A 12,462-nucleotide genomic window follows, 5' to 3' on the forward strand; every position below is an offset into this window, starting at 1 on the left:
CTTCTAACATCCCCTTCTAAAATTGATTATAGATAAAGGATCCTCCACCTACTGAACTGTAATGATATAAGTAAACTAATCCTAATAGAATAATTGCATATAAAGCTGTTTTTCCAATAAAACTTAACCAATATTTAGATTGCTCACTTTTAACTATATTCTTCATTTCCATTTTAGTCATCCTCTCTTGATGTTTTCTTAGTTAAATTTTAACTCAAAACTTGCTCTTTTCTATCAAGCATTTGTACCAAATTTAACTACGACTTTAGTCCTAGATTAACGTCACAATAGAAACATTTGTAATATATAAGTAACAATGCATTATATTTCTCAAAAAAAAAGACTCGAATAATCGAGTCTTTTACTGGGCTAGCTGGATTCGAACCAACGAGTGACGGAGTCAAAGTCCGTTGCCTTACCACTTGGCTATAGCCCATTAAAGGGGCGACTGATGGGAATCGAACCCACGAATGCCGGAGCCACAATCCGGTGCGTTAACCACTTCGCCACAACCGCCATATAATTTTAAAAATGGAGGGGGGCAGATTCGAACTGCCGAACCCGAAGGAGCGGATTTACAGTCCGCCGCGTTTAGCCACTTCGCTACCCCTCCATATTTTAATGGCGCAAGACAGAATCGAACTGCCGACACACGGAGCTTCAATCCGTTGCTCTACCAACTGAGCTACTGCGCCTAAACCAATCTAAAATAGATTAAATTTATTTTTTTATGACCCGTACGGGACTCGAACCCGTGTTACCGCCGTGAAAGGGCGGTGTCTTAACCGCTTGACCAACGGGCCTGTTTAATTTAATTACGGAGAGTAAGGGATTCGAACCCTTGAGACAGTTATTACCGCCTACATGATTTCCAATCATGCTCCTTCGGCCAGCTCGGACAACTCTCCAGATTCATTATTTACCTTAATTCTCAATAATACTCCGGCAGTAGGACTCGAACCTACGACATCATGATTAACAGTCATGCGCTACTACCAACTGAGCTATGCCGGATAATTTTTAATTATATTATTATGTTTAAGCACTATACAATACCGGCGGCCGGGGTCGAACCGGCACGCCCTTGCGGGCACAGGATTTTGAGTCCAGCGCGTCTGCCAATTCCGCCACGCCGGCATAAAACATAATATATAAAAGGCGGTAACCGGATTTGAACCGATGATAAAGGTGTTGCAGACCTCTGCCTTACCACTTGGCTATACCGCCGAAATACTGGGCTAGCTGGATTCGAACCAACGAGTGACGGAGTCAAAGTCCGTTGCCTTACCACTTGGCTATAGCCCATTAAAGGGGCGACTGATGGGAATCGAACCCACGAATGCCGGAGCCACAATCCGGTGCGTTAACCACTTCGCCACAACCGCCATAATAAAAACAGGGGTAGTAGGAATCGAACCCACGCTGACGGTTTTGGAGACCGTAGTTCTACCGCTAAACTATACCCCTATAGTTTATATATAATAATTAAAATGGAGGGGGCAGATTCGAACTGCCGAACCCGAAGGAGCGGATTTACAGTCCGCCGCGTTTAGCCACTTCGCTACCCCTCCATATTTAAAATGGCGCAAGACAGAATCGAACTGCCGACACACGGAGCTTCAATCCGTTGCTCTACCAACTGAGCTACTGCGCCTAAAACAAACGGTCCCGACGGGATTTGAACCCGCGATCTCCTGCGTGACAGGCAGGCATGTTAACCCCTACACCACGGAACCAATTATTTAGGTAATGGAGGTTAACGGGATCGAACCGCTGACCCCCTGCTTGTAAGGCAGGTGCTCTCCCAGCTGAGCTAAACCTCCATTTGGTTATATAAAACTTATGACCCGTACGGGACTCGAACCCGTGTTACCGCCGTGAAAGGGCGGTGTCTTAACCGCTTGACCAACGGGCCATTTAAACTCCGGCAGTAGGACTCGAACCTACGACATCATGATTAACAGTCATGCGCTACTACCAACTGAGCTATGCCGGATAATTATAATAAGCATGGCAACGTCCTACTCTCACAAAGGGAAACCCTTCACTACCCTCGGCGCTAAAAAGCTTAACTTCTGTGTTCGGCATGGGAACAGGTGTATCCTTCTTGCCATCATCGCCACACTTATTTTTTTGAGTGATTGTTCACTCAAAACTGGATGTTTTAGTTATATTCAACATTGTTACCGATATTTTGGTTAAGTCCTCGACCGATTAGTACTAGTCCGCTCCGTACATCGCTGCACTTCCACTCCTAGCCTATCTACCTGATCATCTTTCAGGGGTCTTACTTTCTTAAAGAAATGGGAAATCTCATCTTGAGGGGGCTTCACGCTTAGATGCTTTCAGCGTTTATCCCGTCCATACATAGCTACCCAGCAATGCCCTTGGCAGAACAACTGGTACACCAGAGGTATGTCCATCCCGGTCCTCTCGTACTAAGGACAGCTCCTCTCAAATTTCCAACGCCCGCGACGGATAGGGACCGAACTGTCTCACGACGTTCTGAACCCAGCTCGCGTGCCGCTTTAATGGGCGAACAGCCCAACCCTTGGGACCGACTACAGCCCCAGGATGCGACGAGCCGACATCGAGGTGCCAAACCTCCCCGTCGATGTGAACTCTTGGGGGAGATAAGCCTGTTATCCCCAGGGTAGCTTTTATCCGTTGAGCGATGGCCCTTCCATGCGGAACCACCGGATCACTAAGCCCGACTTTCGTCCCTGCTCGAGTTGTAGCTCTCGCAGTCAAGCTCCCTTCTGCCTTTGCACTCTACGAATGATTTCCAACCATTCTGAGGGAACCTTTGGGCGCCTCCGTTACATTTTAGGAGGCGACCGCCCCAGTCAAACTGTCCATCTGACACTGTCTCCCGCCACGATAAGTGGCGCGGGTTAGAATGGTCATAACACAAGGGTAGTATCCCACCAATGCCTCCCTCGAGACTAGCGTCCCGAGCTCTACGGCTCCTACCTATCCTGTACATGTGTCACAAACATTCAATATCAAACTACAGTAAAGCTCCATGGGGTCTTTCCGTCCTGTCGCGGGTAACCTGCATCTTCACAGGTACTAAAATTTCACCGAGTCTCTCGTTGAGACAGTGCCCAAATCGTTACGCCTTTCGTGCGGGTCGGAACTTACCCGACAAGGAATTTCGCTACCTTAGGACCGTTATAGTTACGGCCGCCGTTTACTGGGGCTTCAATTCTGAGCTTCGCTATTGCTAACCCATCCTCTTAACCTTCCAGCACCGGGCAGGCGTCAGCCCCTATACGTCATCTTTCGATTTTGCAGAGACCTGTGTTTTTGATAAACAGTCGCTTGGGCCTATTCACTGCGGCTGAACTTGCGTTCAGCACCCCTTCTCCCTAAGTTACGGGGTCATTTTGCCGAGTTCCTTAACGAGAGTTCTCTCGCTCACCTTAGGATTCTCTCCTCGACTACCTGTGTCGGTTTGCGGTACGGGCCGTTTGTTTCTAACTAGAAGCTTTTCTTGGCAGTGTGATATTAAGACTTCGGTACTAAATTTCCCTCCTCATCACAACTTGTCCTTAGAGATAAAAGCATTTGACTCTTATCAAGACTTATTGCTTGAACGCACATATCCAACAGTGCGAACTTGTAACCTACTGCGTCCCTCCATTGTTCAAACAAAACAAACGGGTACAGGAATCTCAACCTGTTATCCATCGCCTACGCCTATCGGCCTCGGCTTAGGTCCCGACTAACCCTGGGAGGACGAGCCTTCCCCAGGAAACCTTAGTCATTCGGTGGACAGGATTCTCACCTGTCTTTCGCTACTCATACCGGCATTCTCACTTCTAAGCGCTCCACCAGTCCTTACGATCTAGCTTCGACGCCCTTAGAACGCTCTCCTACCATAGAACCAAAAGGTTCTATCCACAGCTTCGGTAATATGTTTAGCCCCGGTACATTTTCGGCGCAAGGGCACTCGACTAGTGAGCTATTACGCACTCTTTAAATGATGGCTGCTTCTGAGCCAACATCCTAGTTGTTTGTGCACCCTCACATCCTTTTCCACTTAACATATATTTGGGGACCTTAGCTGGTGGTCTGGGCTGTTTCCCTTTCGACAATGGATCTTATCACTCACTGTCTGACTCCCGGACATAAATGAATGGCATTCGGAGTTTATCTGAATTCGGTAACCCAAGACGGGCCCCTAGTCCAAACAGTGCTCTACCTCCATCATTCTTAATTCCGAGGCTAGCCCTAAAGCTATTTCGGAGAGAACCAGCTATCTCCAAGTTCGTTTGGAATTTCTCCGCTACCCACACCTCATCCCCGCACTTTTCAACGTACGTGGGTTCGGTCCTCCAGTGCGTTTTACCGCACCTTCAACCTGGACATGGGTAGGTCACATGGTTTCGGGTCTACGACTACATACTCACTCGCCCTATTCAGACTCGCTTTCGCTACGGCTCCGCTTCTTCAGCTTAACCTCGCATGCAATCGTAACTCGCCGGTTCATTCTGCAAAAGGCACGCCATCACCCATTAACGGGCTCTGACTTGTTGTAGGCACACGGTTTCAGGTTCTATTTCACTCCCCTTCCGGGGTGCTTTTCACCTTTCCCTCACGGTACTGGTTCACTATCGGTCACTAGAGAGTATTTAGCCTTGGGAGATGGTCCTCCCGGATTCCGACGGAATTTCTCGTGTTCCGCCGTACTCAGGATACTCATAGGTGTGTTGTTGATTTCGTCTACGGGGCTTTTACCCGCTCCGGCTGATCTTTCCAGATCGATTCAACTATCCACAACAGCTACCACAGCTGAGTCCTACAACCCCAAGAAGCAAGCTTCTTGGTTTGGGCTGTTTCCGTTTCGCTCGCCGCTACTAAGGAAATCGAATTTTCTTTCTCTTCCTGCAGGTACTTAGATGTTTCAGTTCTCTGCGTCTACCTCTAACAAGCTATGTATTCACTTGAAAGTAACATCCTATAAAAGATGCTGGGTTCCCCCATTCGGAAATCTCTGGATCATAGCTTACTTACAGCTCCCCAAAGCATATCGGAGTTAGTCCCGTCCTTCATCGGCTTCTAGTGCCAAGGCATCCACCGTGCGCCCTTATTCACTTAACCTTTTCTAACTATATATGAGTTAGATGTTTCTGATTTTACTTAAATAGCGATATTCAAGTAAAACTATTTATGTATCACAATTTTACTAATAAAACTGATCAACTCGGTGTGTTAAAAATTAATGTTGATGTCTAACTTCAACTATCCAGTTTTCAATGAACAATACAATTGGTGTCAAAGACACCAATGGAGCCTAGCGGGATCGAACCGCTGACCTCCTGCGTGCAAGGCAGGCGCTCTCCCAGCTGAGCTAAGGCCCCTATTTAGAATTATAAAAGCAAGAGAATAAATCTCTCAAAACTGAACAAAGTAAGTACCAATGTGTTTTCCGTAATATTCCTTAGAAAGGAGGTGATCCAGCCGCACCTTCCGATACGGCTACCTTGTTACGACTTCACCCCAATCATCTATCCCACCTTAGGCGGCTGGCTCCAAAAGGTTACCTCACCGACTTTGGGTGTTACAAACTCTCGTGGTGTGACGGGCGGTGTGTACAAGGCCCGGGAACGTATTCACCGTGGCGTGCTGATCCACGATTACTAGCGATTCCGGCTTCATGTAGGCGAGTTGCAGCCTACAATCCGAACTGAGAACGGCTTTAAGAGATTAGCTAAACCTCGCGGTCTTGCGACTCATTGTACCGTCCATTGTAGCACGTGTGTAGCCCAGGTCATAAGGGGCATGATGATTTGACGTCATCCCCACCTTCCTCCGGTTTGTCACCGGCAGTCTCGCTAGAGTGCCCAACTGAATGATGGCAACTAACAATAAGGGTTGCGCTCGTTGCGGGACTTAACCCAACATCTCACGACACGAGCTGACGACAACCATGCACCACCTGTCACTTTGTCCCCGAAGGGAAAGCTCTATCTCTAGAGTGGTCAAAGGATGTCAAGACCTGGTAAGGTTCTTCGCGTTGCTTCGAATTAAACCACATGCTCCACCGCTTGTGCGGGCCCCCGTCAATTCCTTTGAGTTTCAGCCTTGCGGCCGTACTCCCCAGGCGGAGTGCTTAATGCGTTAACTGCAGCACTGAAGGGCGGAAAGCCTCCAACACTTAGCACTCATCGTTTACGGCGTGGACTACCAGGGTATCTAATCCTGTTTGCTCCCCACGCTTTCGAGCCTCAGCGTCAGTTACAGACCAGAGAGTCGCCTTCGCCACTGGTGTTCCTCCATATATCTACGCATTTCACCGCTACACATGGAATTCCACTCTCCTCTTCTGCACTCAAGTTCCCCAGTTTCCAATGACCTTCCTCGGTTGAGCCGAGGGCTTTCACATCAGACTTAAGAAACCGCCTGCGCTCGCTTTACGCCCAATAAATCCGGACAACGCTTGCCACCTACGTATTACCGCGGCTGCTGGCACGTAGTTAGCCGTGGCTTTCTGGTTAGATACCGTCAAGGTGAGAACAGTAACTCTCTCACTTGTTCTTCTCTAACAACAGAGTTTTACGATCCGAAAACCTTCTTCACTCACGCGGCGTTGCTCGGTCAGACTTTCGTCCATTGCCGAAGATTCCCTACTGCTGCCTCCCGTAGGAGTCTGGGCCGTGTCTCAGTCCCAGTGTGGCCGATCACCCTCTCAGGTCGGCTATGCATCATGGTCTTGGTAGGCCGTTACCCCACCAACTAACTAATGCAGCGCGGGCCCATCCAACAGTGACACCGAAGCGTCTTTTATTATTCTTCCATGCGGAAAAACAAATTATGCGGTATTAGCACCTGTTTCCAAGTGTTATCCCCCTCTGTTGGGCAGGTTGCCCACGTGTTACTCACCCGTCCGCCACTCTTTGATTTTCGGTGGAGCAAGCTCCGGTGAAAATCAAAGCGTTCGACTTGCATGTATTAGGCACGCCGCCAGCGTTCGTCCTGAGCCAGGATCAAACTCTCAATAAAAGTTGATTAACATCTTGCGATGTTTAGCTCATTAATTTTAAAACTTGCTAGCGAATGTTATTCACTAAATATGGTTTGTTTTTACTAGAAGTAAAAACGCCCTACACATTTGGTTTGTCTTACTTTGTTCAGTTTTCAAAGATCTAATTAACTCTCTTAACAACTTTTATATCATACAACATTTTTAAAAGGTTGTCAACAACTAAAAGTTATTTTTTAAAAAAAGTTTTTTGTTTATTTGTTATTTAATCGGAACGTTTAACTTGCCGACTTAAAGATATTAACATATTCTTTTTAGCTTTGCAAGTGTTTTTTAAATAATTTTTCGTTATTTAAAAGTTACTTATCTCGTAACGACATTTACTAATATATCAATTGAACTGGAAAAAAGCAAGTATATTTTTAAATTTTTTTAAACTAAATGTTCATTGATCTAAAATCCACTTCTTTTACACTTTTAGAATGAAAAAAACACTTTAAAAAGTAATTTAATTACTTTTTAAAGTGCTTTTCTTCTATTGTCTATTCACTTCTTTTGTTTCACTTTTCTTCCAAAGCTTGACAATCTGGGCATAAGCCATACATTTCTAATCGATGATCTCTAATTTTAAATCCTGTTAACTGCTCTGTCGCTGATTCAACATCCTCTAAACCTGGATAGAACACATCAACTACTTTGCCACACTTATCGCAAATTGCATGATAATGCTTTGTAGAAGTAAAATCAAATCGACTTGAAGAATCACCATATGCCATTTCAATTACAAAACCAATCTCAGTAAATAGTCGCAAGTTATTATAAACAGTCGCAACACTCATATTAGGAAAGCGATGCTCTAAATGTTTATAAATTTCGTCTGCAGTCGGATGGCTCTTACTTTCAACTAGGTATTCTAAGATAGCATATCTCTGTGGAGTAATCCTGATATTAGAATCTTTCATTTTATTAATAGCATCTTCAACAACGTGACTAGACATATACATCATCCTTGTGAATTTTTTTATAACTTTATTCTACTACCAATAATAGTAATTATCAAGAAAGATCTTCTGTTTTATTAAATAATAAAATTATTAAATTAGAATTCATATAAATTAGTAGATAAGTATCGTTCTCCATTGTCAGGCGCTATCGTCAGAACTACTCCATCTTTTGGTAACAATTTCCCTACTTGTTTTGCTGCATGAATAGCAGCCCCTGAAGACACACCTACCAACAAGCCATCATTTTGAGCAACATACCTTGCCTCCTGAATGGCTTCATCACTTGAAACAGCTATTATCTCATCAAAAATTGATTGATCTAACACAGTTGGAATGAACCCAGCTCCAATACCTTGAATTTTATGAGGAGAATGACTTCCTCCTCTTAGAACATGGCTTTCTTCTGGTTCAACAGCATATATTTTTATATTAGGATACATTTTTTTTAATTCTCGACCAATACCAGTAACTGTTCCACCTGTTCCAACTCCTGCAACAAATGCATCAATCACCTTTCCATCAAAAGCCTCTAATATTTCTTTTGCTGTTGTTTCTTCATGAATTTTCGGGTTAGCAAGATTTTCAAATTGAAGTGGCATAAAATAGCCTTCTTGATTGGCTAAATCTTCTGCTACTTTTATAGAGCCTTTCATCCCTTCTTTACCTGGTGTCAAAATAATTTCTGCTCCATATGCTTTCATAAGCTTTTGTCTCTCAACACTCATTGTATCCGGCATAACCAAAGTAACAGAATAACCTTTTGAAGCACCAACCATAGCTAATCCTATACCAGTATTTCCGCTTGTCGGCTCAACAATTGTATAGCCTTTCGATAATTTACCTTCTTTTTCAGCTCTTTCTATCATCGATAAAGCAATTCTATCTTTAACACTTCCACCTGGGTTAAAAGATTCTAGTTTAACGAACACTTCAGATTCGCCACTTCTTTCTTTTAATTTTACAATAGGTGTTTCTCCAATAAGCTCTTCTATACTATTTACTATCTTAGCCATCTTATATCTCCTCTTTCTTTTTATCTTCAAAAAATAAAATATAAATAAAAATACATACTACACCAATAACTAAAGAAACATCAGCAAAATTAAAAATTGGAAAATTAAAAAATTCAACTTGAAACATATCCACCACATATCCTAATCTAACACGATCAATAAAATTACCTATCGTTCCTCCAATAATTAAACTAAGTCCAATTGTTAACCATTTAGTTTGATCTTTATTTTTATATAAAATATAAGGTAGTATCGTCAAAGCAATTAGGGTAACAATGATAAAAAACCACATTTTTCCTTCTAGTATACTCCAAGCAGCACCATTATTTCTAATATGGGTTAACGATAAAACCGGATTATTAAAAGTCGTTTCGTATAATTCAATATGACTAACCGTCCACCATTTAATTATTTGATCTGCTAAAACTGACAAAAAAGCTACTATTATATACAACATTATTTTTTCCTACTCTCCAAACAAGTCTTTTGGACTTATTATTCCTATTAATTTACTATTTCTTTGCCCATCTTCTGTAATTAAGATAGCCTCTAACCTTGGATTGGCTTTAAATAAATTATTTGCTTTAAACTCATAATCTTTAGGTTTTAAAAAATGAACTGCATCTCTTTTTGAATCTGCATCCAAAATATCAAGAGCCGTATAGTGATCTAAGTCTTTAATACCTTCCATAGAGTTTTTTGCAAACCACATACCTATTCCTCTTGTTGTTATTAAACCTTTAAATTTACCTTTTTGATAAATCGGAAACTGAGAATATCCTTTTTCTACTATTATATACAGAATTTGTCTTAGTGGAATTCCTGCTTCAAATGTTTTAACATTATTCTTGGTGTACCCTTCAATTGTTTTTGGGTGAAGTAGTTTTCTTTCAATTTCTTTTATACGATCGACAGCCCATTGATTGGGTTCTGCAATAATAAAATCAGGTTTAATCTTATTATGAACAATTGCATTTCTTAATTGGGAAAATTCTATTAAATCATATTCCACTTCACTAATTGGAAAATCTGTTTTCTTTTTAATCCGACGAATCATTTCGCTGACTCCCATATTGCTCGGAAAATCTAGTTGTTTTCTCAGCCATTTTTCGATTCGATTAAAAGAATTTAAAAAAATTTCTGAACGGTTCATTTTGTTCTCCTTCAACATTCTTTATACATTTATAAGTATATAACAAAAAAATCAAATAAAAAAGACATGTGTTTGACGTGGTTATCTATAAACCGTATAATGATAGTAGGCATGCAAATGACCACTAGGGGGTATGTAAAATGAAAATCGGCGTTGTAAAATGGTTTGACGTTAGAAAAGGATACGGTTTCCTAGTCTATGACGAGGATGAAGAGATTTTTGTACATTTTACTGGCATCATTCAAGATGGTTTCAAGGTTCTTTTTGAAGGACAACAAGTTGAATTCCTCATTAAAGAAGGTGCGCGTGGTCTTCAAGCATCGCAAGTAACTGTAATTGATGAAATAAAAAGTGTTGACTGATTAATCGTCAACACTTTTTTCTATTCCATAAATTATTCCAGTAAATGAAACTTCTTGTCTCAAATGATATACAAACGAATTTTTAGATTTTGGAAACATGACATAAGCAAACTCTTTTTGATTCGTTTGAATAGTTATCCCATGACTACCTACTGAAACCCTTTGGATGTTCTCTAAATCAATCTGATAACTATTTTTCTTTAAAATTGCTGATACTTTTAACTGTTCATTAGTTAATATCATTTTTCGTCTAAAGCCTATAAAAGCAAACACCAAAAATAATAAAAAGATTACTACACTAAAAATGCTTATTCGACCTTGTTGCTCTAATAGTCCTATCATACTGGTAAAAAACAAGGCGAATGTCATCGACCAATAGATTACAGTACCTGATAACTCAGGCTGATATCGGAAAACATGTATTTTACTTGTACTCATATTAGCCTCCTATTTACAATAACCTTACAGTTACTTATCTTACCATAAGATAAATAAATAAAAAATACAAATGGAGAAACCTATGATAAAAATATATATTGATGCAGCGACAAATCAAAAAAAAGAAATTAGTGCTGGTGGCATGGTGCTTTTAAAAGATCAAGAACAGATTCAACGTCATCAACCTTTAACTTCTAAAACAAACAATGAAGCTGAATTCGAAATGCTTTACCTTAGTTTAAATTATTTAATCACTATGAATTGGACGACAGAGACAATCTTTATCTACACTGATAGTAGAATTGTTGTTGAATCTATCGAAAAACAATATGCTAAAGATAAGCGGTTTAGTGTCTATCTCGAAAAAATATTAGATTTATTAACTAACTTCCAATTAATTTTTATTGAATGGTTAGATGAATCAGGTAATAAAGGTGCAGATAGAATAGCTAAACAAGCTTTACAAAAAACACTTCGAAACTAGTTATTTGAATCAAAAATCGCTAATAATAAATCAATGAATTCTGGATCTCCATTAAATGGATGAATATAATTAAACTCAGTCCCACCATTGTCCATAAAATAAGTTCGATTCTCGTCTTCAATTTCTTCTAATGTTTCAATACAATCAGAGACAAAACCAGGGGTGATGATGAGAACTTTTTTTACGCCCTTCTTTGGAAGTTCCTTTAGAGTATTATCAAGTGCTGGTGTTAACCATTCATCAGGTCCAAACTTTGATTGGTAAGTTACTTGATAAGGTATATCAATAGAAAACCCATCAAAAACAGCAGTAGTAGTTTCAGCACATTGTTCTTTATATGGATCTCCCTTTTCCACGTATGACACAGGAATTCCGTGATAAGAGAATACTAATAACTCAGGATTGTATTTTTTTATTCCTTCCATTATTTGTCGCCTTAACAATTCTATATATAAAGGATGACTTGTGAATTCTCTTACCAAGTGTAGGTTAGGTATATTTTCTTGTTTCAAATAATGTTTAAAGACGGCATCATGAATTGAAGCCGTTGTCGTTGTTGAATATTGAGGATATAACGGAATGACTGTTACATCTGTAATACCTTCTTTTTCAAACTCGTGTAGCGATTCAGAAATTGTTGGATGGCTATACGCCATACCAAATTTAACTGATACATCTGGTAATTTTTCTTGTAATTGGTTTGTCTGAGATTTGGTGTGTATTAAAAGGGGGAACCTTCTTCTTCCCAAATACTTTTATATAGTGCTGCTGATTTTTTAGGTCGTGTGTTCAAAATAATACCGTGAAGAATCGGCAACCATTGCCACCTTGGTTTATCTATCACTCGTTTATCCCCTAAAAAATGTTTTAAATATTCTCTAACCTCCTTTGCTTCAGGTTTATCTGGTGTTCCAATATTAGCTAATAAAATTCCTTTTTTACTCATAAAAAAATCCTCCTTTTGTCACGTTGTCTATTTTAACACTATTCATTTAATCCTCCTACTCTCTTTCATTAATA

At 40.8% G+C, this 12,462-nt stretch carries 8 protein-coding genes, 19 tRNA genes, 3 rRNA genes and 1 pseudogene; 2 read left to right on the forward strand and 29 right to left on the reverse strand.

Going from position 1 to position 12,462, the window contains the following annotated elements:
• Window positions 1-16: 16 nt before the first annotated feature.
• From H9L18_RS09565 to H9L18_RS09695, 27 genes are all read right to left on the reverse strand, one after another.
• Window positions 17-166: a teichoic acid D-Ala incorporation-associated protein DltX gene (locus H9L18_RS09565; protein ID WP_126794936.1), complete on the reverse strand. Its 150-nt coding sequence runs from the start codon at window positions 164-166 to the stop codon at window positions 17-19.
• A gap of 198 nt (window positions 167-364) precedes the next feature.
• Window positions 365-436, reverse strand: a tRNA-Gln gene (locus H9L18_RS09570).
• Between the two features lie 7 nt (window positions 437-443).
• Window positions 444-516 (reverse strand) — tRNA-His (locus H9L18_RS09575).
• A 16-nt stretch (window positions 517-532) separates the two neighbouring features.
• Window positions 533-613: transfer RNA gene (locus H9L18_RS09580), tRNA-Tyr, on the reverse strand.
• Window positions 614-622: 9 nt separating this feature from the next.
• A tRNA-Phe gene (locus tag H9L18_RS09585) sits at window positions 623-695 on the reverse strand.
• A gap of 36 nt (window positions 696-731) precedes the next feature.
• Window positions 732-803 (reverse strand) — tRNA-Glu (locus H9L18_RS09590).
• 15 nt (window positions 804-818) lie between these two features.
• Window positions 819-908 (reverse strand) — tRNA-Ser (locus H9L18_RS09595).
• 32 nt (window positions 909-940) lie between these two features.
• A tRNA-Asn gene (locus H9L18_RS09600) sits at window positions 941-1,014 on the reverse strand.
• A 39-nt stretch (window positions 1,015-1,053) separates the two neighbouring features.
• Window positions 1,054-1,137: transfer RNA gene (locus H9L18_RS09605), tRNA-Leu, on the reverse strand.
• Between the two features lie 19 nt (window positions 1,138-1,156).
• Window positions 1,157-1,227: transfer RNA gene (locus tag H9L18_RS09610), tRNA-Cys, on the reverse strand.
• A 6-nt stretch (window positions 1,228-1,233) separates the two neighbouring features.
• Window positions 1,234-1,305: transfer RNA gene (locus H9L18_RS09615), tRNA-Gln, on the reverse strand.
• Window positions 1,306-1,312: 7 nt separating this feature from the next.
• Window positions 1,313-1,385, reverse strand: a tRNA-His gene (locus tag H9L18_RS09620).
• 11 nt (window positions 1,386-1,396) lie between these two features.
• Window positions 1,397-1,467 (reverse strand) — tRNA-Trp (locus tag H9L18_RS09625).
• A gap of 24 nt (window positions 1,468-1,491) precedes the next feature.
• Window positions 1,492-1,571, reverse strand: a tRNA-Tyr gene (locus tag H9L18_RS09630).
• A gap of 10 nt (window positions 1,572-1,581) precedes the next feature.
• A tRNA-Phe gene (locus tag H9L18_RS09635) sits at window positions 1,582-1,654 on the reverse strand.
• Between the two features lie 9 nt (window positions 1,655-1,663).
• A tRNA-Asp gene (locus H9L18_RS09640) sits at window positions 1,664-1,736 on the reverse strand.
• Between the two features lie 14 nt (window positions 1,737-1,750).
• Window positions 1,751-1,823: transfer RNA gene (locus H9L18_RS09645), tRNA-Val, on the reverse strand.
• Between the two features lie 20 nt (window positions 1,824-1,843).
• Window positions 1,844-1,915: transfer RNA gene (locus tag H9L18_RS09650), tRNA-Glu, on the reverse strand.
• Window positions 1,916-1,922: 7 nt separating this feature from the next.
• Window positions 1,923-1,996 (reverse strand) — tRNA-Asn (locus H9L18_RS09655).
• A 12-nt stretch (window positions 1,997-2,008) separates the two neighbouring features.
• A 5S ribosomal RNA gene (rrf, locus tag H9L18_RS09660) occupies window positions 2,009-2,124 on the reverse strand.
• Between the two features lie 70 nt (window positions 2,125-2,194).
• A 23S ribosomal RNA gene (locus H9L18_RS09665) occupies window positions 2,195-5,106 on the reverse strand.
• Window positions 5,107-5,293: 187 nt separating this feature from the next.
• Window positions 5,294-5,366 (reverse strand) — tRNA-Ala (locus H9L18_RS09670).
• An 84-nt stretch (window positions 5,367-5,450) separates the two neighbouring features.
• A 16S ribosomal RNA gene (locus H9L18_RS09675) occupies window positions 5,451-7,008 on the reverse strand.
• The 16S, 23S and 5S rRNA genes sit together here with 19 tRNA genes alongside, the layout of an rRNA operon.
• Window positions 7,009-7,548: 540 nt before the next feature.
• The gene (locus tag H9L18_RS09680) at window positions 7,549-7,986 is read right to left on the reverse strand and encodes a Fur family transcriptional regulator (protein ID WP_126795346.1); all 438 of its coding nucleotides are present in this window, start codon (window positions 7,984-7,986) and stop codon (window positions 7,549-7,551) included.
• Window positions 7,987-8,087: 101 nt separating this feature from the next.
• Complete coding sequence (gene cysK, locus H9L18_RS09685; RefSeq protein WP_126795344.1) at window positions 8,088-9,005, reverse strand: cysteine synthase A; 918 nt, start codon at window positions 9,003-9,005, stop codon at window positions 8,088-8,090.
• 1 nt (window position 9,006) lies between these two features.
• On the reverse strand, window positions 9,007-9,462 hold the full coding sequence (gene lspA / locus H9L18_RS09690) for a signal peptidase II (protein ID WP_126795342.1): 456 nt from the start codon (window positions 9,460-9,462) through the stop codon (window positions 9,007-9,009).
• 9 nt (window positions 9,463-9,471) lie between these two features.
• Window positions 9,472-10,158 carry a CBS domain-containing protein gene (locus H9L18_RS09695; protein ID WP_126795340.1) on the reverse strand — a complete coding sequence of 229 codons (687 nt, stop codon included), beginning with the start codon at window positions 10,156-10,158 and terminating at the stop codon, window positions 9,472-9,474.
• 140 nt (window positions 10,159-10,298) lie between these two features.
• Between H9L18_RS09695 and H9L18_RS09700 the strand changes: the two genes are divergently transcribed.
• Window positions 10,299-10,520: a cold-shock protein gene (locus H9L18_RS09700; RefSeq protein WP_126795338.1), complete on the forward strand. Its 222-nt coding sequence runs from the start codon at window positions 10,299-10,301 to the stop codon at window positions 10,518-10,520.
• On the opposite strand, the gene H9L18_RS09705 is transcribed toward H9L18_RS09700, so the two are convergent.
• Window positions 10,521-10,958, reverse strand: a complete 438-nt coding sequence (locus H9L18_RS09705) for an EbsA family protein (RefSeq protein ID WP_126795336.1) — start codon at window positions 10,956-10,958, stop codon at window positions 10,521-10,523.
• 82 nt (window positions 10,959-11,040) lie between these two features.
• On the opposite strand from H9L18_RS09705, the gene H9L18_RS09710 reads away from it, so the two are divergent.
• Entirely contained in the window at window positions 11,041-11,442 is a 402-nt protein-coding gene (locus H9L18_RS09710; protein ID WP_185847512.1) for a ribonuclease HI family protein, read from the forward strand.
• Here the strand turns inward: H9L18_RS09710 and hemH are convergent.
• Window positions 11,439-12,388: pseudogene (gene hemH, locus H9L18_RS09715) on the reverse strand (ferrochelatase). The gene H9L18_RS09710 and the pseudogene hemH sit on opposite strands and share 4 nt — an antisense overlap.
• Between the last annotated feature and the right edge of the window lie 74 nt (window positions 12,389-12,462).

Source organism: Vagococcus carniphilus (assembly GCF_014397115.1).
GTDB classification, from domain to species: domain Bacteria; phylum Bacillota; class Bacilli; order Lactobacillales; family Vagococcaceae; genus Vagococcus; species Vagococcus carniphilus.

Excerpts from the sequence above, each read along its gene's own strand:
- H9L18_RS09565 (WP_126794936.1), bottom strand. The coding sequence starts at position 166 with ATGAAGAATATAGTTAAAAGTGAGCAATCTAAATATTGGTTAAGTTTT.
- lspA (WP_126795342.1), bottom strand. The coding sequence starts at position 9,462 with ATGTTGTATATAATAGTAGCTTTTTTGTCAGTTTTAGCAGATCAAATA.
- H9L18_RS09700 (WP_126795338.1), top strand. The coding sequence starts at position 10,299 with ATGAAAATCGGCGTTGTAAAATGGTTTGACGTTAGAAAAGGATACGGT.
- H9L18_RS09710 (WP_185847512.1), top strand. The coding sequence starts at position 11,041 with ATGATAAAAATATATATTGATGCAGCGACAAATCAAAAAAAAGAAATT.
- H9L18_RS09680 (WP_126795346.1), bottom strand. The coding sequence starts at position 7,986 with ATGTCTAGTCACGTTGTTGAAGATGCTATTAATAAAATGAAAGATTCT.
- H9L18_RS09705 (WP_126795336.1), bottom strand. The coding sequence starts at position 10,958 with ATGAGTACAAGTAAAATACATGTTTTCCGATATCAGCCTGAGTTATCA.
- cysK (WP_126795344.1), bottom strand. The coding sequence starts at position 9,005 with ATGGCTAAGATAGTAAATAGTATAGAAGAGCTTATTGGAGAAACACCT.
- H9L18_RS09695 (WP_126795340.1), bottom strand. The coding sequence starts at position 10,158 with ATGAACCGTTCAGAAATTTTTTTAAATTCTTTTAATCGAATCGAAAAA.